The sequence below is a fragment of the Anabaena sp. 90 genome (genome assembly GCF_000312705.1).
Lineage (GTDB): Bacteria > Cyanobacteriota > Cyanobacteriia > Cyanobacteriales > Nostocaceae > Dolichospermum > Dolichospermum lemmermannii.
In genome coordinates, this window is the sequence record NC_019427.1 from 1,276,644 (window position 1) to 1,300,054 (window position 23,411).

A 23,411-nucleotide genomic window follows, 5' to 3' on the forward strand; every position below is an offset into this window, starting at 1 on the left:
ATAATGTAACACAATATTCAAATAGGCTCAGGAAATGCTAGGAAACACCCTTGTAGGCAGATACCAAATCACCAATTACCTGGGAGGTGGCGGATTTGGTGAAACTTATGTTGCTAATGATACTCAATTGCCAGGCTCACCCCAGTGTGTAGTCAAGAAACTCAAACCTCAATCTACTGATATTACCACTTTAGAAATAGCTCGGAGGTTATTTGACACAGAAGCCCAAGTTTTATATAAATTAGGAAATCATGATCGCATTCCGCAACTTTTAGCCTACTTTGAAGAAAATGCCGAATTTTATCTGGTTCAGGAACTAATTATTGGTAATGATCTCAGTCAAGAATTAAAATCTGGTGTCATCTTTACTCAAAATCAGGTAATGTCTTTATTACAAGAAATTTTAGAAATTTTGGACTTTGTCCATCAACAAAAGGTAATTCATCGTGATGTCAATCCTCGGAATATTCTCAGACGAGAACAAGATAATAAATTAATTTTAATTGATTTTGGTGCAGTCAAACAAATTACGACAAAATTAGTAAATTCTCCAGACATTACCAAATCTACTGTTGCTATTGGTACACCCGGTTATACTCCTGGAGAACAAGCACAAGGAACACCAAAATTTAGCAGTGATATCTATGCTTTGGGAATTATTGCTATTCAAGCTTTAACAGGATTATCACCAGATCAATTAGAGAAAGATGTTGAAACTAATGAAATTATTTGGCAAAATTTCGCCACTGTATCTCCAGAATTTGCCCAATTTTTAAATCAAATGATCTGTTATGATTTTCGCCAACGTTATGCTTCAGCAACAATAGCATTACAAGCTTTGCAAGAATTAAATAAAAATACATCGGGAACAATAATTATTTCCCCTGCTACTTTACCAAATCAAGTAAAAAATCCCCAAAAGACAAAAGGGATATTTTGGAAATTGCTATTAGGAATATTTGGATTGGGTATTAGTAGTTTCGGCGCAATATTTATGCTCAATCGCCTGAATAATAAAAATGCTATAGAATTATATAATCAGGGTAATACTCTCATTCAATTACAACGCTATCAAGAAGCTTTAGCAACTTACGAAAAAGCCATAGATATCAAACCTGATTATCCTCAAGCTTTATATGGACAAGGTAAAGCATTATTTCAATTAAAGAAATATCAAGAATCTTTAATAGCTTATGATCAAGCCATTCAAATTCAACCCAATTATTTAGAAGCTTGGACTAATCGAGGTTTTGTTTTAGTCAGACTCAAACGTTATTCAGAAGCAATTGCCACTGTAGATAAAGCTTTACAACTAAAAAATGATGACCCCCAAATTTGGCAACTTAAAGGTGATATTTTTATAAAAATCAGCCAATATAATGATGCAATTAAAGCTTATGAACAAGCAATTAATTTCCAAGCTGATAATCCTGAATTATGGTACAAAAAAGGATTAGCATTCCAAAATCTTAAACAATATGAAGAAGCAATTACAGCTTATAAAAAAACTGTAGAATTAAAACCTGATCATGAATCAGCTTGGTACAATTTAGGTAATTGCTTGGTTAATTTAAATCGTTATGAATTTGCTTTACAAGCTTATGATCAAGCCGTGCAGTATAATCAAAATAACTCCGCAGCTTGGTTATCAAGAAGTAATATATTAATGACATTACGCAGATACTCAGAAGCAATTGATTCCTTTACCCAAGTAATTAAAACCAATCCTCAACAATATCAAGCTTGGTATAATCGAGGTTGGGCATTACATCAAGTTAAACGCTATGGAGAAGCAATAGAATCTTACAAAAAAGCTATTAGTTTAAAAAGCAATGATTATTTAGTATGGTATAATTTAGGGAATACACAATATAACTTACAAAAATATCAAGAAGCGATCGCCTCCTATAATAAAGCCACCCGTTATAAACCCAATCATTATGAAAGTTGGTACAGTAAAGGCAACGCTTGGTTAAATTTGCAACAATACCAACAAGCGATCGCCTCCTACGACAAAGCCATAGAATATAAACCAGACTACCAACAAGCCATACAAGCTCGCACAAAAGCCCAAAATACTCCAAAATTCCCCATCAACTTCTGATCCCTGATTTCGGATAAAATGATTCCATTCCGAAAACTCCTTCTCTTTGCGCCTCTGCGTGTTAGCGAAGCGGGGCGAAGCCTGAAAAAAATTATCTTAATTAATCAGCAACACCACTTATGGACGTATTAGAACTAAAACGCGAAATCGAAACATTGTCTAGCCGCCTGGGTAAAACCCAGGACTATCTTTGACGTACCCGCACTCAAAGCCAAAATTCACGACTTAGAACAAATATCCGCCCAAACAGAATTTTGGGAAGACCAAACCCAGGCACAAAACACCCTGCAAGAACTCAATGATCTAAAATCCCATTTAGATCAATATTACAAATGGCACGCCAACTTAGACGATACCAGAGTAGTAGTTGAGTTATTAGAACTAGAAACCGACACAGCACTATTGGAAGAAGCGGAATCTACCATTAGCAAACTCAATCATGACCTAGACCAATGGGAACTACAACAACTCCTTTCCGGCACTTACGACGATAAAGGCGCAGTCCTGACAATTAACGCCGGTGCTGGTGGCACAGACGCACAAGACTGGGCATTTATGCTCATGCGGATGTATACCCGGTGGGCAGAAGATCATAGTTATAAAGTCACCCTAGCCGAAGAATCAAAAGGTGAAGAAGCGGGAATCAAATCAGTCACCCTAGAAATCACCGGACGCTATGCCTATGGTTACTTGCGTTCCGAAATGGGGACTCACCGTCTCGTGAGAATTTCCCCCTTCAACGCTAACGGCAAACGGCAAACCAGCTTTGCCGGCATCGAAGTCATGCCGCAAATAGATAACACCGTCAAATTAGACATACCAGAGAAAGATTTAGATATTAGCACCACCCGTTCTGGCGGTAAAGGTGGGCAAAACGTCAACAAAGTAGAAACCGCAGTCCGCATAGTTCACCTCCCCACCGGTCTAGCAGTCCGGTGTACAGAAGAACGTTCCCAACTACAAAACAAAGAAAAAGCGCTCGCCCGTCTCAAAGCCAAACTGTTAATCATTGCCAAAGAACAACGCGCCCAAGAAATTGCCGAAATTCGCGGTGATATGGTCGAAGCTTCCTGGGGTAATCAAATCCGTAACTATGTATTTCATCCTTACCAAATGGTGAAAGACCTGCGGACAAACATCGAAACCACAGCCATTACCGATGTCATGAATGGAGAACTTGATATGTTCATTCAGGCTTATCTCAGACAAGAAAACCAGATAGTTGACGCATAATCAAAAATGAAGGGAGAAATTTTCTCCTTTCTTCCTTTCTTCCTTTGCGTCTTTGCTCCTTTGCGTCTTTGCGCGAAACAAAATTAAGAAGTGTAACTCCCATTCCTCCACAATCGGTTACAGTGATAAAAGAAATGATAATCAATGAATTATGGACAAATCTCCTGCCACAGAACCTCAACCCAGCTATGTCAAACTCGCCATGCGAAACATGGTCAGAAAAGGCGGCACTTCCCTCAAACACTTTGCCTTAACTGCTGTAGGACTATTATCTGTCCTCGTGGGTTTAGCATATCTTACCCGCTAAGAGAGGAAAACTCGTGTCTCTACAGGTAGAGTTATATTTAGAAAATTGCTTTGATGACTCTTCCCCAATTCCTTCCGCAACTTGGGAAAATTGGTTTGAGCAATGGTTAGAAATTCTTGAAGATTATTTACCAACTGCACCTAGTTACGAAGTCAGTTTGCGGTTGACAACCGATACAGAAATTCAAACTCTCAATTGCCAATATCGTCAACAGGATAAACCCACAGATGTCTTAGCCTTTGCATCTCTAGAAGCCGATTTACCACAAAGCGAAGAAATGCTGGTTTCTATGCCTTTGTATTTAGGTGATATAATTGTCTCTATAGACACGGCACAACGTCAGGCAGAACAGCAGGAACATAGCTTATCTACAGAGTTGGCTTGGTTAACGGCGCATGGTTTACTACACTTGTTAGGTTGGGATCATCCTGACGAAGAGAGTTTGATGGAAATGTTAACCGAACAAGTTGTATTACTGAAGAAAATAGGTATTATTATTAACTTAGAGTCGTAAATGTATGGTGACAATTGCGAATTTTGGTAATAACTTTATAGTTGAGATATTTAAAATAGCCTACAATGCCCTCACAGTTGATCTAGGTGGGGGAGGTAGAGGGAGTAGGGGAGGTAGAGGGAGTAGGGGAGGTAGAGGGAGTAGGGGAGGTAGAGGGAGTAGGGGAGGTAGAGGGAGTAGGGGAGGTAGAGGGAGTAGGGGAGGTAGAGGGAGTAGGGAGTGAAGAGTAAAAGAGTAAAGGAGGTGAGAAAGAAGATGATTGGTAACTTAGACGAATCAAACTCAATATCAATGGTTAAATTTCATAGAGATTTGGGAATTTATCAAATTGCTTTTGAAGCAGCAATGAAAATTTTTGAGTTATCAAAAAAATTTCCTGTTGAAGAAAGATATTCTCTAACAGATCAAATTCGTCGTTCTTCTCGTTCTGTTTGTGCGAATATGGCAGAAGCTTGGCGGAAACGTCGTTATGAGGCTGCTTTTGTTGCTAAATTAAATGATTGTGAGGCTGAATCTGCTGAAACTCAAACATGGATAGAATTTACAGTTAAGTGTAATTATTTAGATATTGAAACAGGACGTAAACTTTATGGTAATTATAATCAAGTTTTATCTGGTTTAGTGACTATGATCAATAACCCATCACGCTGGTTAATGAATCATAAAAACCATAAATAAACACCGTAAATATTAATCTTCCCCAACTCCCCCACATCCCCAACTCCCCCACATCCCCCACATCCCCTACATTCTTTTGTCTATGTCCCCAAAAGTTTCGTCATCACCAACCAATAATAGCTTACCAACGCTTGTGTCCAAAGATAGGGAACTTTCCTGGCAAATTGCCTCTAATTTATTTGTTAGTTTTAAGTATGCTTGGGCTGGAATTACTTACGCTTTTCAGACTCAACGGAATTTTCGGATTCATGTAGCCGTCTGCGCTTTAGCGATTGGTTTAAGTGTATTTTTACGGTTAGAGACAGTGAAAGTATCCATAATTGCTGTTACCAGCGGTTTAGTTTTAACCTTAGAGTTAGTCAATACTGCTATTGAGTCAATTGTAGATTTAACGGTAAAACAGTCTTATCATGAGTTGGCAAAAGTTGCTAAAGACTGCGCTGCTGGTGCTGTACTTGTCTCAGCTTTAGTCGCATTATTGATTGCCTCTACACTAATATTGCCTCCTTTAGCAACATTAATTCTGTCTACTTTCTAAATGGTAGATTGTGAATAGTAGAGACGTTTTCAGGGAACATCTTTGATATTTTTAAATGAAATTAGGTAAAAATTGTGATATTAGTCATTGATAATTACGATAGCTTTACGTATAACTTAGTACAATATCTGGGAGAATTAGCAGTAGATTTCCCAGTTGCTAATGACCTGCAAGTGGTGCGAAACGATAAGATTACTATAGATGAGATTAGGACATTAAACCCCGATGCAGTGGTGATTTCACCAGGTCCTGGTCGTCCAGATGATGCGGGAGTTTCCCTGAATGCGATCGCCCAATTAGGAGATAAACTCCCAATTCTAGGCGTGTGCTTAGGACATCAAAGTATTGGTCAGGTTTTCGGAGGTAAAATTGTTTCCGCCCCAGAATTGATGCACGGAAAAACCTCTTTGGTATCGCACACAGGCATAGGAATTTTTCAAGGTTTAGAAAATCCTTTAACCGCTACCAGATATCATAGTTTAGTTATTGAGCGCGAAACTTGCCCAGAAGTATTGGAAATTACGGCTTGGGTAGAAGATGGCACAATTATGGGCGTGAGACACCGGAACTATCCTCACATTCAAGGAGTCCAATTTCATCCGGAGAGTGTCCTAACTGCTTTGGGTAAGGAATTACTGAGAAATTTTCTGCGAACTTTGTAAAGCGAGTATTTTTATGAAACGACGACAATTGATAGGCTACGCTGGGGCGGGTTTAGTGACGGCTGTAGTGACTAATTTGGTTGATCCAGTTCCAGTAAATGCTCAATCTAGTGGTGTATCAATTCAGTGGTTAGGACATACTTGCTTTTTATTAACCAATGGTAATGTCAAAATTCTCATCAATCCCTTTAGTAATTTGGGCTGTACAGCTAAATATCGTCCCCCAAAGGTTGCATCAGATTTGGTATTAATTAGTAGTCAATTGTTAGATGAAGGGGCAATAGACAAAATACCAGGAAATCCTAAATTAGTTTATCAGCCCGGTGTTTATGAGTTTCGCGGCGTTAAGTTTCAGGGAATTACCACAGACCATGATCGTAAAAATGGACAACAATTTGGGAAAAATATAGCTTGGAAATTGAACCAAGGTGGAATTAATCTGCTGCACTTAGGGGGTTCTGCTGCACCAATTACCCTAGAACAAAAAATTCTCATGGGTCGTCCTGATGTGTTATTTATTCCCGTGGGAGGCAGTGATAAAGCTTACAATGCCCAAGAAGCAAAGGACGCTATTGCAGTATTAAATCCTAAGTTAGTCATTCCCACCCATTACCGCACTCAAGCCGCTGATGCTAAAGAGTGTGATATTACCCCAGTAGATGATTTTCTGACTTTGATGCAGGGTGTTAATGTTCGCCGGAGTAATAATGATTCTGTAGCGATTAATTCTAAGAGTTTGCCGGAAAATACGGAAATTCAGGTTTTGACTTATAAGTTTTGATATCAATTCTAACCCGCTACTAAAAAGCGATCGCTATCTTTGATTTCTAGGAAAGCGATCGCTGAATATAAATTCAGAAAGTCTTAGTAAATTGATAATAGACCAATTACCAATTACCAAATCAACCTGTATACCATTCTGGAGTCAGCTTATCTGCATCAGAAACAGGAGTTTCAGTTGCTAAAGTTCCATTCATAGTCCAGATTTTATCTGCGGATGTTTGTTGATCTCTCCAGTAAATATCAGTCTTACCATCACCATTGAAATCACCTAAAGATGCTGTCAAACCAGGAGTATTGCTAGGTAGGAAAGCTTCAGAACTGACCGCTGTACCATCCATCAACCAAGCTGTATTTGCCCCACTAGCCGCATTGTGCCAGAAGATGTCAGTTTTACCATCGCCATTGAAATCGCCAATTCTCGCACTCCAATCTGTACCCAATGTGCTAACAACACCTTCAGTCACAAAAACGCCATTCATTGTCCAAATCTTATTCTCGCCTGTAGCGGTATTGCGCCATAAAACATCAGTTTTGAAGTCGCCGTTAAAATCACCAAGAGTAGAAGTCCAAGAAGCATCTTGAGATTGAAGATCATACTTGGTGGCTTGGCTGCCATCCATAAACCAAGCGGTATTTGCACCTGTGGTAGGATTGCGCCAGAAGATGTCACTCTTACCATTACCATCAAAATCAACAATGGTTGCAGTCAATCCTGGTGCTGTAGTTTCTAAAACAGTTGCACTAACTACTGTTGTTCCATCCATTTGCCAAATAGCATTTTCACCAGTAGTGGCATTATTCCAGAAAATGTCAGTTTTGCGATCGCCATTGAAATCGCCAATACTAGCAGTAAAACCTGGATCAACTCGATCTAAAGCTAGGAAACTAGAGACTTTTGCGCCATCCATTAGCACAATTACATTTTCACCAGTTGCTTTATTGCGTAATAAGAAATCAGTCTTATTATCGCTATTAAAATCAGCAGTTTTATAGTCCCAGGTATTTAAGTCATATTTACCCAAAGAAGCTTGTTCTAAAACTTGTGTTCCGTTCATCAAGCGAACTAAAATTTCACCAGTTTGAGCATTTACCCAAAGTTTATCTGTTTTACCATCACCATTAAAATCAGGAACAAGGGCTGCACTAGTTAAATAAGGATTAGGATTGGGGTTAGCACTGCCTCCAATTGGCAATGTAGGTAATGGATTTGTTGGAACTAATGGATCGGCTAATGCAGAAACAGAAGAACTTCTAACGCTAAAAGATGAAGTATTTAAATCTTCAAGAGGTGATGCTTGCTCGATTTTATTTTGAGCTTGTAAACCGTAATTTCTTGTATCTAAAGATAATTGATCAGGCATGACTTGTTTTTATGAGTTATTAACATCTATTTTTAATTTGATTTATATGAAGATTCTGTAAATAACAAACATTTGTTTAATTATTTTGATTTAATGTCATTATTTATAGACATTTTCATAATGTTCATCAACACTAACTTTTAATTTTTAAAGTCATATCTAAACAATCAAAAAATATTTTATATTCTGTTTATCAATGTCATCATTTAAAAATGAAATCCTGTTTTGTTGACAATCTCATCCCTAAAAGTCCTCATGGATTGTCAAGGAAATTAAAAATTGGTTAAAATAACTAAAATTAACAATTTTCCTGACAACATTTATCAGTAGTCTATAATTGTTAAAGCCAAAAACAACACTATCAATAAATCAACTATGCAAACAGAATATCGGCAACGTCGTGAGCAGTTAATGGCGAAAATAGGCAGCGGTACAGCGATTTTTAGAAGTGCGCCAACCGCAGTAATGCACAACGATGTCGAGTATATTTATCGTCAAGATAGTGATTTCTTTTACTTAACTGGCTTTAACGAAGCCCAAGCAGTCGCAGTATTAGCGCCACATCATCCAGAACATCGGTTTATCTTATTTGTCCAACCCAAAGACCGAGAAAAGGAAGTTTGGAGTGGTTATCGTTGTGGAATAGACGCAGCTAAGGAATTTTATGGTGCAGATGTAGCTTACCCCATTGCGGAGTTAGATGAAAAGTTACCCCAATATTTAGAAAAAGCCAATTGTATCTATTATCATTTAGGACGCGATCGCAATTTCAACGACAAAATTCTCCAACATTATCAAAACTTACTGCGAACCTATCCCAAACGCGGTACAGGACCAACTTCTATCACAGATCCTGGTACTGTCCTCAACAATATGAGGCTATATAAAAGTAAAACAGAATTAGATTTAATGCGTCAAGCTGTAGAAATTGCCGTAGAAGCTCATAATTATGCTTTGCAAACCACCGCACCAGGACGTTATGAATATGAAATCCAAGCCGAAATAGAACATATTTTCCGGTTGCGGGGGGGAATGGGACCAGCTTATCCTTCCATTGTCGCATCAGGTACAAATGCTTGCGTACTGCATTACATCGAAAACAACTGTCAAATGCAAGCCAATGATTTACTTTTGATTGATGCTGGTTGCGCTTATGGTTATTACAACTCTGATATTACCCGAACATTTCCCGTTAGTGGTAAATTCACACCCGAACAAAAAGCATTATATGAAATAGTATTAGCAGCACAAAAACAAGCAATAGCAGAAGTAAAACCGGGTAATTCCTTCCATGCACCTCATAATGCAGCGGTGCGAATCTTAACAGAAGGATTAGTCGAACTGGGTTTACTCAAAGGAGAAATTGATAAATTAATCGCAGAAGAAAAATATAAACTCTTTTATATGCACCGCACCAGTCATTGGTTAGGCTTAGATGTCCATGATGTCGGAATGTATCAAGATGGAGAAAACCCCCAAACCTTACAACCTGGACAAGTGTTAACCATAGAACCAGGACTTTATATTGTACCGGATACCAAACCCGCCGAAGACCAACCGGAAATTGACCCCCGTTGGGTAGGAATTGGGATTCGCATTGAAGATGACGTATTAGTTACTGAAGAAGGAAATGAGGTTTTAACAGCGGGAGTTCCCAAGGAAATCAAGGATTTAGAAAAATAGTGGCAAAGTATTTTGTAGGGTGGGCAATGCCCACCCAATCATGATTGAGAAGGTGCAAGACGTGAACCAATCGACATCTTCATCTACATTCTGAGGAATGTGAATTAAATAAAGTGCAAAAGTAGGGTGTGTTAGCGACAGCGTAACGCACCATTTCAGGTTAAGTCAGAATTGCAGGTTATTAAATTTGCGTTCCTGAGTTAAGGCATCTAAATCTTGACCTTCAAGTATTGTTCCTGTAACATTCGCCCCTTGAAGATTCGCCCCTTGAAGATTCGCCCCTTGAAGATTCGCCCCTAGAAGTTTCGCCCCTTGAAGATTCGCCCCTTGAAGTTTCGCCCCTTGAAGATTCGCCCCTAGAAGTTTCGCCTTATAAAAATCTTGATAAATGAGAATACAGTTCTGCAAATCTAAAAAACTTAAACAATTTAAACAAAGTAGATCATCATAATTAACTCTTTGTCCACGCAAGCGAGAAATCCAATTACCAAAATCTGTAAAATATTCTTTCTCTGAAGAATGCCATTTAATTTGGGAAACTTTCTCTGTCACCCTAGCACAAGCATTCAAAACCGCTAACAATGCTTCCTCCCCATTCCTGGCTTGACAATTTGCTTCTTGAAAAGTGCTAATTGCTAATCTTTCCATTGGCATACCATGTTTTAACATATAGCTAATCAAGTCACACATCGTCTGCTGCCATGCACCAATATCAACATTATAATTATCTTTTTGCCAACGAATTTCATCAACAATAAACTTAAAAATATATTCATCCATTGCCGTCAAACCGCAGATTTTCGCCCAATTTTCTAACGCTTGTTTTTCGTCCCAGCCTAAATCAGAATCTTCTTGATTTTGTTGTAACTGTTGATGTATCAGCTTCAATTGCCGAACAATACCTTTAGCTGCTAAATATTCCCCAAAACTCTTATGTGTAAATTCAAAAGTCTCTTCCCGGTTTTTAACTCCATGTTGCCGAAAATAAAAAGCAGTTAACAACCGAGTAAAACTAGCTTTTTTATCTTGGTTAAAAATATTTAAAATCCTGTCTATAATCTTGTTATCACAATATTTTTCAATTTCAGATAAAGTTGTAACTCTAATATCTCCACCATGCCAAGCCGCAATGGCAATACTTTCTAAAATGCGAACAAAATCTTGTTCTTTCACTCCCTGAATTTGGGGATTGTGATTCTTTCCCCAAACTCGTTGATAAACTTTGCTAATTAAATCTGCATAAATTTCATTGAGATTGCTGTTTTCTGTGAATTTAACAGTATTCTTTTCATAGCTTAAAGCCACAAGATAATTCAGCAAAGGTTGAGCAGTAATTTCTCTTAAATTCCCTCTATCTAACTCATCTGGTAATTTACCATAACCACAACCCTTAGCTTTCCCATAATATTCCCACCAAATCTGCCTTTGGTCTATTTGTAATAACTTATTATCATCAATAAAATTCCTGTTTTCTATTTCTTCTTGATCTACAAAATAAGGTAAAATATGAAGAATCTGCTTAAATTTACGAAATTCACTTTCATTTCTTTGAACTACTATTTCTCGTCCACCAATTAAAGCTAATAAATGAGTTTTACTCTGATTAGATAAATCAACCAATCTTCTCACTTCACTAATAAACTTTTGGGCAACTCTTTCCGCCATTTCCCCCTGCATTGCCAATTCATCCAACCCATCAAAAATAATCAATAATTTATCAACTTCATTTTCTCGTTTCAAAGGATTAGCTGGCAAAGGCATATCGCGCATTGATTCAATAAATTTACCAATTGCCTCAACTACATCAGCCTCTGGATTAAACAAATGCAAAGGAATAAATAAAACTGGTATTTTTCCTGTTTCTGCCAATGTCGCTGCCAACATTTTGGCAAAGGAAGATTTACCGCTACCTGGTCCACCACTAATCACCCGCATAGCATCAGTTTTATCAGCTTTATCTAACCAGGTTTGTAGTTCATCTTGTAAATTAACCACATACCGCTTCACATTCTTCTCTACTGATTGATATCTTCTATTAGAGACACCAAAATCATCATCATCGCTTTCTATTTTCTCCTCATAAAAAGCCCTGAGAGGAACATAAACCTGTTTCAGTCCAAATGCTTCATCAAACATTCTTTCTTCTACTTGTTTTTGCAGCCATGCCGAATAACGCCGCCATGAAAGTTCCTTTTTAGCTTCTTTTTCAACAGCTTTACTAAAAGGATTATCTAATGCTGTTTGCAACTTGGCATACTTATCAGAATGTTGATCAAATTCTGAATATACAGCATACAAAAATTCATTAGGCAAGCGATTACTAATTGTTTCTGCTGGTGCTGGATTTAGATTAAATTCTGCTTGTAGCCACTCAGCAAAAGGGGTTTTAATTTCTGCAACAACGGCAAAATTTTGGGGACATTCAAAAAAATCTTGATAAATAGGAATTTCTTCAGTTTCTAGTTTTTCTAAACACTGATTGAAAAGCTGTTCCAAAATTTCCCGCAGTTTATCCTCTTTTACTTCTTTCCCCTGACTTGCTTCCTGTAGTAAATCTTGATTATCTCCTATGAGATTCACCATTGCCTGTGTTAAAGCCGAAGAGACTAACAACCAAGCAATTTCTCCCGGTTCTTGTGCTACTCCAATAGCCGCACCAATATCAACAAAATTTTCTGGTACATTACCAATGTTACCAGTCAACGCATTTGCCCCAACCTTGATTATTCCCACCCCAAAATCCCGCCAATTCACATTAATCTCTCTTTGTCCCAGCGCAACGGGTTTTTTGAGAATAATTCCAATTCCAGGTCTGTTATTCATAGATATTGGTGTGTTTATCGTAATACTTAAATTTCAGGCATATAAACACCCATATTTTAACCTATAACGTTACGCACTTACACAACATAAATCACAGTGCGTTAGCTAGTAGGTTGGGTTGACGCAAGGAAACCCAACATTTCCTATAATCATAATTGTCAGAATCAGGATATCCAGGATGTAAGGATTTACATGATTTGATTTTTTGCTAAACGCCTATAATGGCTGAAAAAGAAAATCTCTTCCTTCTCTTCTTTGCGTCTTTGCTCCTTTGCGTCTTTGCGCGAAATACATTGTCAGAATCAGGAACCGATTAAAGGATTGACAGGATTTTGTGTGAAGTCTGATTTTTTGGGATGTAAGGACTTTTGGATATTACCTGAATTATGATGTAGGAAAGATATGATAGTCCATCAAATAAAAATCCTAAAAATCATCAAAATCCTAAAAATCACAGTTTAGACAGTGGAGATATCAATTAAAAAACGCCGTGCCGCTGTATTATCGTAATTACCAATATAACCACTCACAAATCGGGATGACAGGATTCGAACCTGCGGCATCCTGCTCCCAAAGCAGGCGCGCTACCAAGCTGCGCTACATCCCGTAAAGTCACAGAAACCAAGTTCCACATAAATCAAATTATGTTTTTTTGGTTTATCTCGACTATCATATCACAAAAAAGAATAAATGCAAACCCAATAATCCAGAAAAATCAGATTTAGGGAAATATACTTAGTTCCCTAATCCCCAAACCCCAGCCACGTTTATCATTGAGGATACCAATACATTCCTTTTATACCTTCAGGATCTGACATAAAGCCCATCGTCTTATAGAAATCTACAACATGAGGGTCAGCAAAAAGAGTAACATTACTAATTTCTTCACTCCTGAGTTTTTTAAGGACATATTTCATTAATGCCTTACCTAGACCTCTACTTTGAAAATCAGGATGAACGACTACATCCCAAATAGTGGCATTAAAAGCATGATCTGAGGTAGCACGGGCAAAACCAATCAAACGCTTTTTATTTCCTCGTACTTGCCACATAGAGGCTACGAGAAAACTATGCTCAATCGCTTTTTTTACTTTTCTCAGGGGGCGACGTGACCAGCCAACTGCATCACAGAGTTCTTCGAGTTCATAAAGGTCAATATCTCTTTCCGTACTGAAAACGATTTGATCCTTACCTACACTAGAATTACCATCAACTTCCGCTGTATGCTCATTAACAGCAGTGTTTTTATTTGCCGCTAAAGATTCAGGAGTGCTAAACCAAGTTTTCCAAAAACCCATGCCAATGCAGTTCGGGTAGTATGACTAAAATTGGTTTCCACTTTTTAAAAGTGTTGATTCACATTTAACATCACTATGATCATTGCTTGCCAATCCACTAGAAATATTCTAGGTGTTTTAGCGGTTTGTAATACTCACAGCTAGTTATCAGGTGTTTCTTCCCAATCACTTTCAACTCTAGCATTTTGTTTTCACACTACTCCATAAAACTCACCCAAAGGCAAAAATTTTCCGAAATTCAAGTATCTTTCCCGCTTGAGTGACAATTTTACCCGCTACTGCTTTTATAAACAGACAATGATGGACTGTAGTGTGAGCGTCTCGCTCACGCGGGCAAGATGCCCGCACTACCAAAAACCTGTATTGAGTCGCACCCACTATTGAGGGGACGATATTTAATTATGGCAACAATAGAAATCTTAGGCGTTCCACATACTTATGAGCTAACGGCTCCCACATCATGCCCCCATACTTTAGTATTTATCCACAGTTGGCTAAATAGTAGCGTATATTGGCAACCTGTGATTTCTCGTCTATCGGTAGATTTACAGTGTTTATCTTACGATTTGCGAGGGTTTGGTGAATCACAGTCCCAGGTGACATCAGATATAGAACTGACTGCTACAGACTCTAGTATGGTTAGTTTGTCTTTGGATTCTATGTACTCTCCATCTGCTTATGCTCGGGATTTGGCTGTGCTTCTCCAACACCTGAATATTTCTAGTGCTTGGCTAATTGGTCATTCTTTGGGTGGCACTATTGCTCTATGGACAGCGACTCAATTACCTGATTGTGTTCAAGGTGTAATTTGTATTAATGCAGGCGGTGGGATTTATCTGAAAGAAGCGTTTGAGCAATTTCGTGCGGCTGGGCAAAAATTCTTACAAGTCCGTCCTCGTTGGCTTTCACAAATGCCTTTGATTGATTTGTTGTTTACTAAAGCTAGTGTATTACATCCTTTAGACCGATATTGGGCGCGTCAACGACTGATTGATTTTATTGTTGCTGATTCAGAAGCTGCTTTGGGAACTCTTTTTGACTCGACTACGGAAGCAGAAATTAACTGTTTACCCCAATTAGTCTCAAAATTAAAGCAGCCAGTCTATTTTTTAGCTGGCGCTGACGATAAGGTGATGGAACCCAAATATATCCGCCATTTAGCAAGTTTTCATTGGCTTTTCCAATCCGTTGGCGATAATGTGATTGAAATTCCTGATTGTGGACATCTAGCTATGTTAGAGCAGCCAGAAGCCGTAGCTGAACATATTCGGTCAATTGTCAGTTGTTAGTTGTTAGTTGTCAGTAGGGGCGAAGCATTTGGAAGATAAATTATCGGTCATTGCCAAAAATAGTTCTGCAAATGCTTCGCCCGTACAGTTGTTAGTTGTAATTGGTAACTGTCTTTCTTCCTTCTTCTTTCTTCCTCCTGAATTCCTGATAGCGAAGCGTGGCGTTAGCCATACTCCTGAATTAATTTTCGTATAACTGCATGACTTGGTTCAGTGAGAGCCGGGAATGGACTCCTAATGTGAGTGGGGAAGTTCTGCCACGTGATAGGTGTTCAACGGCTGCACAGCCAATCATGGCGGCATTGTCGGTGCAAAATTTTAGGGGGGGGAATAGAACCCGCAAGTTATGTTTACTGGCTGCTGCTTGTAAATGCTTTCTCAGCCCACTATTAGCTGCTACGCCACCACCTACAGTAATGGTATCTAATCCATAGTTCCGAGCGCAGGCGATCGCTCTTTTGGTCAGCGATCGCGCTATAGTATCCTGGAAACTAGCCACTACATCGGCAATTGGTACTTCTTTGCCCTCTTTCTCCAACTGCTGTACTAAACGTAATACTGCTGTCTTTAATCCGCTAAAACTACAATCGTAGGGATGATAACCCCCACCTGGTAAAGAAATTTTGCCCTCCGGTAATGCAAAGGCTTGGGGATTGCCAGTTTGTGCCAGTTTGTCAATTATTGGTCCACCGGGATAACCCAGTTTCAACAACCGCGCCACCTTGTCAAAAGCCTCACCCGCCGCATCATCACGGGTTTCTCCCAGGGTTTCGTATATACCATAATCTTTCACATAAATCAAGCTTGTATGACCGCCGGAAACAAGTAAGCTAAGAAAGGGAGGATTTAAACTTGGCTCGCTCAAGTAAGTCGCGTAAATATGACCTTCCAGGTGATGCACTCCCAAAAAAGGCAAATCATGGACAATTGCCAGGGTTTTGGCAGCCGTTAATCCTACCAGCAACGCTCCTACTAGTCCAGGCGCACAGGTGGCAGCTATCCCATCAATCTGACTCCAATCTAGATGACTAGACTCCATTGCTTGCTCTATTTCATAATTCAGGGTTTCTAAATGCTGACGTGAGGCCACCTCTGGTACTACCCCACCATATTGTTGATGAATAGAAATTTGTGAAGCAACAATACTGCTACACACTTCACGATTCTTAATAATTGCAACAGCAGTTTCATCACAACTGGTTTCAATGGCTAGAACGGTTGTCATAGAATGGGTAATTGGTAATTGGTAATTGGTAATTGGTAATTGGTAATTGGCAATATACATTCTCTCATATCTCCCCCTGCCCCCTGCTCCCTGCTTCCTACCCTGCTTCCCTATCTTTTGATTGAGAAGCTTTAACTTTTGTTGACTTAAACTTTACTCAGTTCCCAGCCAAGAGTATGATAACTTCCTAGTTATCTAAAATAAAGACTGTACAAGCCGCTTCGTTTTGTACAAGAAACTTCTCGTTTTGTAATAAAAGGAAACAACTCCATGAGACGATTGTTTGCTTTGCTTTTGGTGATGACTCTTTGGTTCAATTTTGCTCCTGAAGCTAATGCACTAGGCGCAAACCTTGTTCCTTGTAAAGACTCTCCCGCCTTTCAAGAGCTAGCACTAAATGCCCGCAACACCACCACTGACCCCGAATCTGGCAAAAAGCGGTTTGAACGTTATTCTCAGGCGCTCTGTGGCCCTGAAGGTTATCCTCACTTGATTGTAGATGGCAGTCTTGATCATGCTGGTGATTTTTTAATCCCTAGTATTCTCTTCCTCTACATTGCTGGTTGGATTGGTTGGGTAGGCCGTGCTTATCTCCAAGCAATCAAAACAGGATCAGATGCGGAGCAAAAAGAAATCCAAATTGATTTGGGTATTGCTCTACCTATCATCACCTCCGGTTTTGCTTGGCCCGCAGCAGCAATCAAGGAATTGCTCTCCGGCGAATTAACCGCGAAGGATTCAGAAATTACCGTTTCGCCACGTTAATTCATTTGTTTTCAATCACTCATTCTGGAGACTAAATTCATGGCTGAAAAAGGTAACGAAACCAACTACTTGATTACATTCATTTCCACTGCTCCCGTTGCAGCAACTATCTGGTTGACAATCACAGCCGGGATTTTGATTGAATTTAATCGCTTCTTCCCTGACCTCCTTTTCCACCCCCTATAGGTTGAAAATCCGGTGCAGAAAAGCTAAGTAAATTAGCTTTTGCTTGTAGATTGTCTCATTGAGTTATCAAACCTAGTTAGGTGAAAATATCACTTAAATTAGCAATCTTCACTAATGTATGAAACTCGTCATGTTGTCCACTGTTTGCGGGTTTCATACTTTTCTAAATGAGAAAGTGGCAAAATTAATTTTTATGAAAAATGCTATCTTTCTCATTTAAAAGCGAGCAAACAACATAACTCAAGCAGTAAGCTCATCAAAAACCCACCTAGTGATCCAAGGAATCGAAAAGTTATGGCAATAGCAGCACGTGATCCACAAAAAGGCGATCTAGAAACCCCCATCAATTCCGCTCCTTTGGTGAAGTGGTTTATTAGCAACTTACCAGCTTATCGCCCCGGTCTCAATCCTTTTAGACGCGGTTTGGAAGTCGGTATGGCTCATGGTTATTTACTATTTGGACCTTTCCATAGATTAGGCCCTTTACGCAATGCCCCCAATGCTACCTTAGCTGGTTTGTTGGGTAGTATTGGATTGGTTGTAATTTTGACAGCTTGCCTATCCCTATATGCTAACAGCAACCCTGGTAAAGCTCTTGCTAGTATTGCTGTACCCAATCCTCCTGTTGATGCTTTTAACTCTAAGGAAAGCTGGAATAATTTCACCAGTGCTTTCTTGATTGGTGGTATCGGTGGCGCAGTAGTCGCTTTCTTCTTAACCAGTAATTCTGGATTAATCCAAGGTTTATTGGGTTAATTTAATTCTTGATAATGGGTAATAGTTGCTAATTTGGGCTATTACCTATTGTCGAGAGAAGTAAGTAGGTTGGCGTTGAAAATTGTCGTTATGGCAAGGGAACAGGGAACTCTTAACAGGGAACAGGAAGAGAGTTTTGGGCGATTTTACTTTTCTTCACATACCTTTAAATTTTTCAGTTCACCTACTTATATTAGAAAATAGATAATTATAATTTTACAAAAAACTAATTATAAAATACTAAATTATTCAGAGAAATAGGGACAACTTTTGCAGCATCAACAGAAAAATAAATTGTTTATTGTTATCTCATCTGTAGGGGTTTAGCACTGCTAAACCCTTACCTATAAAATCAGCTTAACTCAATTATTAATATGGCCAAGTCCAATCGCGGATTTCTGGCATATCTTCACCGTGTTTCTGAATATATTGCTTATGTTCAATCAACTTATCTTGCAATTTTTGTTTTACATAAGCTGCTTGAGAACCTAATTTTGGTACACGGTCAATCACATCCATAACTAAATGGAATCTATCTAAATCATTCATTACCACCATATCAAAAGGTGTGGTTGTTGTTCCTTCTTCTTTATAACCACGCACATGAATATTCTGATGATTTGTATGCCGATAGGTGAGACGATGAATTAACCAAGGATAACCATGAAAGGCAAAGATGATTGGTTTATCAGTTGTGAAAATAGTATCAAAATCTTTGTTACTTAAACCGTGAGGATGTTCACTTTTTGGCTGTAGAGTCATCAAATCCACAACATTAACAACTCGCACTTTTAAATCTGGGAAATTTTGCCGTAAAATATCCACAGCCGCTAAAGTTTCCAAAGTTGGAACATCTCCAGCACAAGCCATAACTACATCGGTTTCACTGTCTTGATCATTACTAGCCCATTCCCAAATTCCTAAACCTTTAGTACAATGTTTAATTGCCGAATCCATGTCTAAATATTGTAATGCAGGTTGTTTACCAGCAACAATCACATTGACATAATTACGACTTCTTAAACAATGGTCAGTTACTGATAGCAAAGTATTAGCATCAGGTGGTAGATAAACACGAATGATTTCGGATTTTTTGTTAATTACATGATCAATAAAACCAGGATCTTGGTGAGAGAAACCATTATGATCTTGTCGCCAAACATGAGAAGTGAGAAGATAATTTAAAGAGGCAATTGGTCTTCTCCAAGTAATATGCCGAGTTGTTTTCAACCATTTGGCGTGTTGGTTGAACATGGAATCAATGATGTGAATAAAGGCTTCATAACAGGAGAAGAAACCATGACGACCTGTTAACAAATATCCTTCTAACCAGCCTTGACAATTGGTTTCGCTGAGGATTTCCATAACTCGACCGTCCGGTGATAAATGGTCATCTTCCGGGAGAGTTTCCGCATCCCAAGCGCGGTTTGTCACTTCAAATAAAGGATCTAAACGATTTGAGGCAGTTTCGTCGGGACCAAAAACGCGGAAGTTGCGGCTTTCTTCGTTGAGTTTCATAATGTCACGGAGAAACTTACCAGCAACTTTGGTAGCTTCAGCGTTAACTGTTCCTGGTTTAAATACTTCTACAGCATAGTTGCTAAAATCAGGCATTTTCAAGTCACGCAGCAAAATTCCGCCGTTAGCGTGGGGGTTGTCTCCCATGCGACGCTGACCTTTGGGGGCTAGTTCTGCCAGTTCGGGAATCAGTTGACCGTTGGTGTCGAAAAGTTCTTCAGGTTTGTAACTTTTTAGCCAATCTTCCAGCAATTGCAGATGTTCCGGTTTACCAGCTATATCACTAAAAGGGACTTGGTGCGATCGCCAATAACCCTCTGTTTTCTTCCCGTCCACTTCCTTGGGTCCAGTCCAACCTTTGGGAGTGCGTAAAACAATCATTGGCCATTGCGGTCGTGCTTGGAAACCATGTACCCGCGCTTCTCTTTGGATACTTTGAATTTCACGAATGATTGTATCTAATACTGCCGCCATTTTTTGGTGAACTTCCGCCGGTTCAGAACCTTCCACAAAGTAAGGTTTATAGCCATAGCCGATAAATAGGCTTTCCAATTCCCCATGGGGTATCCGTGCTAATACTGTGGGATTGGCAATTTTGTATCCATTCAAATGCAGAATTGGTAAAACTGCACCATCAGTAACAGGGTTGATAAATTTGTTAGAATGCCAGCTAGTTGCTAGGGGTCCAGTTTCCGCTTCTCCGTCACCCACAACCGCCGCAACTATCAAATCAGGGTTATCAAATACTGCACCGTAAGCATGAACTAAAGCATAGCCTAATTCTCCCCCCTCATGGATAGAACCAGGGGTTTCTGGGGCGACGTGACTGGGAATACCACCAGGGAAGGAGAATTGCTTAAATAGTTTTTGCATTCCCTCTTCATCTTGGGAGATGTTGGGGTAATATTCGCTATATGTTCCTTCTAAGTAGGTATTGGCAACAATTCCGGGTCCACCATGTCCAGGACCAGCTATGTAAATTGCATTGAGATCGTATTTTTTAATAACTCGGTTGAAGTGGGCGTAAATCAAGTTTAGCCCTGGGGTAGTTCCCCAATGTCCTAATAGTCGAGGTTTGACGTGTTCTTGTTGGAGTGGTTCTCTCAAAAGAGGATTGTCAAGGAGGTATATTTGTCCAACAGAGAGATAATTGGCTGCACGCCAATAGCCGTTAATTTTTTGTAATTCTGTGTCTGTTAAAGGTTTTGTCTGTGAAATGCTGGTAATAGTCATTTAAAACTCCAGTCCAAAGTATTCGCACCAATCAGTTTTTTGACACTCCCCGGTCTAAAGACACGGGGATTCTTGGTTCAACGAGACCACTTAAACTAGACTCCTTGCGTTATCTAGCTCAGAGGTGGGACTCTCCCCAAGCGTTAACTTTCGGTCTGCCCGACCGTAGTTGCATTGCTGCAAGTCCTGTTTAGCTTGAAACGATTGTTTCAAAATTCTGAGTCGTCTAGCTCCTATAAATCTTTTACCTACTGCTAGGAGGAAACTAGAACAATGCAGTAGAACCGCATAGATTTAATTGTCAAGGTACAGAAAAGCCGTTAGGCAGTTAGGTTTTTAGACAGGTTGATTACCTTTCCTGTTGCAATTAGTATAACACAAGTCACTGGAGGCTAAAGCCTCTGGCTAGCTTTCATCCCTTGCCTAAAGGACAGTTGAATTTTTTCCGCCACGCTCCAAAAACTCAACTTCAAGGGTTTTCAGCCTAATTTCTTATAAGGAGAATGCCGAAAACCCTTGAAGGCGTGTCCGACTCAGCAGGACACACCTGTGCAACAGTTGCGGGATGAAGGCTAATTGCAGGATAAATCTTGCACTGACATTTTGTATATATTGTATAATAGACGATTTACAAAAAGGTAGGGGCGAAGCATTCGCTTATAAAAATTATGCGACCAACCGACAACTCAACAGCGCGAATGCTTCGCCCGTACGGCAACGGATTGAACACGCTAAGAAAATAGCGCGTAACGTATGCAGGTCTAATGTCAATATAACTGTGATGATTTGTTTGGGGGTAGAAACAGCTTGATAATTTCTACCCATAACTAGCCTTATGTTACTGTTTGTCCAAGTCTTCAATAAGTTGATCAACAAAATCCCTCAACCGTTGTTGCCAGTCAGGGACGGTTTTAATTTTTTCTCTGACCCCAGGCAACACCTTAAACTGCAAAGGTGATTTATCGTACGCTACCTGATTTTGTGGTTTAAATTTAATCCGAGGCATTGCCAAATCCTAATATGTCTGATATACTAGATATCATAGCACAACATTGAAGGTCGAGTCAATGCTTTTATCATTCAAAACTGCACTAATTCCAAATAACCGACAGATTACAGCTTTTCGCAAGGCTTCTGGAGTCGCTAGACACGCTTACAACTGGGCAAATGCTCAAATCAAGGATATTTTAGCTGCTCAAAAAGAAGGCGAAAAACTTAAATTACCATCAGCGATTGACTTGCATAAAAAGTTAGTTGCTGAGGTAAAATCTGAGCATATTTGGTATTACGAAGTTAATAAAAATATCCCTCAGAAGGCGTTAGCTGATTTACGCCAGGCTTGGGATAGGTGTTTTGTAAAAAACATCAAAACAACCACGATTCAAGAAAAAAGGACAACACGATTCTTTCTATTTAGAATCAGGAACTAAGGCGAAACCAGCGATTAAAAATGATGGTAAAAGAATTAAATTACCGTCAATTGGCTGGGTACGTTTAGCAGAACCTTTACCGATTACAGTAACTCATAATTGCGTGATTTCTAGACAGGCTGATAAATGGTTTATTTCTGTTAAATACGAAGTTGAAAAACCTCCTATACTTGCAGACAGACCGACCATTGGTGTTGACATTGGTATCAAAGAATTAGCAGTTTGCAGTAATGGTGAAGTATTCGAGAATCCTAAAGCCTACCGCCATAAGAGTAAACGCATGAAACGTTTACAGCGTAGTGTGAGCAGGAAAATTAAAGGCTCTAATAACCGTAAAAAAGCTGTGAGAAAATTGGCTAAATTACACGCCAAAGTTTCTAATATTCGCCAGGATTCTATTCACAAATTAACCTACTATCTAGCTAAAAACCACAGCATAATTAAGATAGAAGATTTGCACGTTAAGGCATTTTTGAAGAACCACAAATTAGCAGGTGCAATTGCAGATTGTGGGATGTATGAATTTAAAAGGCAATTAGAGTACAAAACTGAGAAATTCGGGAGTGAACTAATCCTTGTAGATAGGTTCTTTCCTAGTTCCCAAATATGCTCTAACTGCGGTAATCATCGTCATAAAATGCCATTAAAAAACCGCGTTTATATTTGTCCTGATTGTGGACATACAGAGGATCGTGACCTCAACGCAGCTAAGAATATTGACCGATGGTTTGCGGATATTTTTATCCCTGTAGCGTAGCGGTTCCTTTGAGGAACTACGGTCAGAAACGGTAAGTTCTACCGAGATAGCTTGTGGAGCGGACAAACCTCTTAGAAGTCATTCTAAGACCGTGATGAAGCAGGAAGTAAACACTAAGGTTATCGCTGTCCAGATGTGTCTAGACTTTGGTAATTTTGGGTAAGTTTTATAGAACGGAAGCTCTAATGGCTTCAACTATTGGAATAACAACTTTAAATTAGATTGGATATTTTTGCAATTAAACTTTACAAACAAAAAACATCAGTGA

Annotated in this window: 23 protein-coding genes, 1 tRNA gene and 1 pseudogene; 18 read left to right on the top strand and 7 right to left on the bottom strand. The window is 39.2% G+C overall.

The genetic code is table 11. The annotated features are described in order from the left end of the window. Window positions 1–34 precede the first annotated feature (34 nt). The 9 genes from ANA_RS05600 (at window position 35) to ANA_RS05630 (ending at window position 6,817) form a co-directional block, all read left to right on the top strand. Window positions 35–2,104, top strand: coding sequence for a serine/threonine-protein kinase (locus ANA_RS05600; RefSeq protein WP_015079085.1), 2,070 nt, complete (start codon window positions 35–37; stop codon window positions 2,102–2,104). Between the two features lie 119 nt (window positions 2,105–2,223). After that, window positions 2,224–3,337 (top strand): peptide chain release factor 2 gene (gene prfB / locus ANA_RS05605; protein WP_148279026.1). Its coding sequence is split into 2 segments (ribosomal slippage): window positions 2,224–2,295 and window positions 2,297–3,337, totalling 1,113 coding nucleotides; the frame shifts between segments, so codons are not numbered across the junction. Between the two features lie 151 nt (window positions 3,338–3,488). Continuing rightward, window positions 3,489–3,644, top strand: a complete 156-nt coding sequence (locus ANA_RS24190) for a DUF3285 domain-containing protein (RefSeq protein ID WP_015079087.1) — start codon at window positions 3,489–3,491, stop codon at window positions 3,642–3,644. A 13-nt stretch (window positions 3,645–3,657) separates the two neighbouring features. Continuing rightward, complete coding sequence (gene ybeY / locus ANA_RS05610; RefSeq protein ID WP_015079088.1) at window positions 3,658–4,158, top strand: rRNA maturation RNase YbeY; 501 nt, start codon at window positions 3,658–3,660, stop codon at window positions 4,156–4,158. 86 nt (window positions 4,159–4,244) lie between these two features. Continuing rightward, window positions 4,245–4,388 carry a hypothetical protein gene (locus ANA_RS25655; RefSeq protein ID WP_200863843.1) on the top strand — a complete coding sequence of 48 codons (144 nt, stop codon included), beginning with the start codon at window positions 4,245–4,247 and terminating at the stop codon, window positions 4,386–4,388. Window positions 4,389–4,413: 25 nt separating this feature from the next. Then, complete coding sequence (locus tag ANA_RS05615) at window positions 4,414–4,836, top strand: four helix bundle protein (protein ID WP_015079089.1); 423 nt, start codon at window positions 4,414–4,416, stop codon at window positions 4,834–4,836. 82 nt (window positions 4,837–4,918) lie between these two features. Next, complete coding sequence (locus tag ANA_RS05620; protein ID WP_015079090.1) at window positions 4,919–5,374, top strand: diacylglycerol kinase family protein; 456 nt, start codon at window positions 4,919–4,921, stop codon at window positions 5,372–5,374. 74 nt (window positions 5,375–5,448) lie between these two features. Next, window positions 5,449–6,036: an anthranilate synthase component II gene (locus tag ANA_RS05625; protein WP_015079091.1), complete on the top strand. Its 588-nt coding sequence runs from the start codon at window positions 5,449–5,451 to the stop codon at window positions 6,034–6,036. A 13-nt stretch (window positions 6,037–6,049) separates the two neighbouring features. Beyond that, complete coding sequence (locus ANA_RS05630) at window positions 6,050–6,817, top strand: MBL fold metallo-hydrolase (RefSeq protein ID WP_015079092.1); 768 nt, start codon at window positions 6,050–6,052, stop codon at window positions 6,815–6,817. A gap of 121 nt (window positions 6,818–6,938) precedes the next feature. Here ANA_RS05630 and ANA_RS05635 read toward each other — a convergent pair whose 3' ends face one another. Further along, window positions 6,939–8,180, bottom strand: coding sequence for an FG-GAP repeat domain-containing protein (locus ANA_RS05635; RefSeq protein ID WP_015079093.1), 1,242 nt, complete (start codon window positions 8,178–8,180; stop codon window positions 6,939–6,941). 375 nt (window positions 8,181–8,555) lie between these two features. On the opposite strand from ANA_RS05635, the gene ANA_RS05640 reads away from it, so the two are divergent. Beyond that, complete coding sequence (locus tag ANA_RS05640; RefSeq protein WP_015079094.1) at window positions 8,556–9,863, top strand: aminopeptidase P N-terminal domain-containing protein; 1,308 nt, start codon at window positions 8,556–8,558, stop codon at window positions 9,861–9,863. Window positions 9,864–10,028: 165 nt separating this feature from the next. On the opposite strand, the gene ANA_RS05645 is transcribed toward ANA_RS05640, so the two are convergent. The 3 genes from ANA_RS05645 to ANA_RS05655 form a co-directional block, all read right to left on the bottom strand. Further along, the gene (locus ANA_RS05645; RefSeq protein ID WP_015079095.1) at window positions 10,029–12,686 is read right to left on the bottom strand and encodes a pentapeptide repeat-containing protein; all 2,658 of its coding nucleotides are present in this window, start codon (window positions 12,684–12,686) and stop codon (window positions 10,029–10,031) included. Between the two features lie 533 nt (window positions 12,687–13,219). Continuing rightward, window positions 13,220–13,293 (bottom strand) — tRNA-Pro (locus ANA_RS05650). A gap of 163 nt (window positions 13,294–13,456) precedes the next feature. Continuing rightward, window positions 13,457–13,984 carry a GNAT family N-acetyltransferase gene (locus ANA_RS05655; protein ID WP_015079096.1) on the bottom strand — a complete coding sequence of 176 codons (528 nt, stop codon included), beginning with the start codon at window positions 13,982–13,984 and terminating at the stop codon, window positions 13,457–13,459. A gap of 401 nt (window positions 13,985–14,385) precedes the next feature. On the opposite strand from ANA_RS05655, the gene ANA_RS05660 reads away from it, so the two are divergent. Then, window positions 14,386–15,273, top strand: a complete 888-nt coding sequence (locus ANA_RS05660) for an alpha/beta fold hydrolase (protein ID WP_041457743.1) — start codon at window positions 14,386–14,388, stop codon at window positions 15,271–15,273. A 7-nt stretch (window positions 15,274–15,280) separates the two neighbouring features. Beyond that, entirely contained in the window at window positions 15,281–15,469 is a 189-nt protein-coding gene (locus tag ANA_RS24200; protein WP_148279027.1) for a hypothetical protein, read from the top strand. Here ANA_RS24200 and tsaD read toward each other — a convergent pair. Further along, window positions 15,455–16,498, bottom strand: a complete 1,044-nt coding sequence (gene tsaD, locus ANA_RS05665) for a tRNA (adenosine(37)-N6)-threonylcarbamoyltransferase complex transferase subunit TsaD (protein WP_041458271.1) — start codon at window positions 16,496–16,498, stop codon at window positions 15,455–15,457. The two genes, ANA_RS24200 and tsaD, sit on opposite strands and share 15 nt — an antisense overlap. A 270-nt stretch (window positions 16,499–16,768) precedes the next feature. On the opposite strand from tsaD, the gene ANA_RS05670 reads away from it, so the two are divergent. The 3 genes from ANA_RS05670 (at window position 16,769) to ANA_RS05680 (ending at window position 18,205) form a co-directional block, all read left to right on the top strand. Next, window positions 16,769–17,263 carry a photosystem I reaction center subunit III PsaF gene (locus ANA_RS05670; protein WP_015079099.1) on the top strand — a complete coding sequence of 165 codons (495 nt, stop codon included), beginning with the start codon at window positions 16,769–16,771 and terminating at the stop codon, window positions 17,261–17,263. 39 nt (window positions 17,264–17,302) lie between these two features. After that, on the top strand, window positions 17,303–17,449 hold the full coding sequence (gene psaJ, locus ANA_RS05675) for a photosystem I reaction center subunit IX (RefSeq protein ID WP_015079100.1): 147 nt from the start codon (window positions 17,303–17,305) through the stop codon (window positions 17,447–17,449). A 294-nt stretch (window positions 17,450–17,743) separates the two neighbouring features. Next, window positions 17,744–18,205, top strand: coding sequence for a photosystem I reaction center subunit XI (locus ANA_RS05680; protein WP_015079101.1), 462 nt, complete (start codon window positions 17,744–17,746; stop codon window positions 18,203–18,205). 369 nt (window positions 18,206–18,574) lie between these two features. Here the strand turns inward: ANA_RS05680 and ANA_RS05685 are convergent, their stop codons facing one another. After that, on the bottom strand, window positions 18,575–20,956 hold the full coding sequence (locus tag ANA_RS05685; RefSeq protein ID WP_015079103.1) for a phosphoketolase family protein: 2,382 nt from the start codon (window positions 20,954–20,956) through the stop codon (window positions 18,575–18,577). A gap of 565 nt (window positions 20,957–21,521) precedes the next feature. On the opposite strand from ANA_RS05685, the gene ANA_RS26950 reads away from it, so the two are divergent. Further along, complete coding sequence (locus ANA_RS26950) at window positions 21,522–21,767, top strand: hypothetical protein (RefSeq protein WP_041457747.1); 246 nt, start codon at window positions 21,522–21,524, stop codon at window positions 21,765–21,767. 27 nt (window positions 21,768–21,794) lie between these two features. Here the strand turns inward: ANA_RS26950 and ANA_RS26955 are convergent, their stop codons facing one another. Next, a complete protein-coding gene (locus ANA_RS26955) occupies window positions 21,795–21,962 on the bottom strand; it encodes a hypothetical protein (protein ID WP_168634134.1) in 168 nt (55 codons plus the stop codon). A gap of 61 nt (window positions 21,963–22,023) precedes the next feature. On the opposite strand from ANA_RS26955, the gene ANA_RS27405 reads away from it, so the two are divergent. Further along, window positions 22,024–22,386: a helix-turn-helix domain-containing protein gene (locus ANA_RS27405; protein WP_235081904.1), complete on the top strand. Its 363-nt coding sequence runs from the start codon at window positions 22,024–22,026 to the stop codon at window positions 22,384–22,386. After that, window positions 22,385–23,143, top strand: a pseudogene (locus tag ANA_RS05695) (RNA-guided endonuclease InsQ/TnpB family protein); the annotation flags it as partial. The gene ANA_RS27405 and the pseudogene ANA_RS05695, both read left to right, overlap by 2 nt. Between the last annotated feature and the right edge of the window lie 268 nt (window positions 23,144–23,411).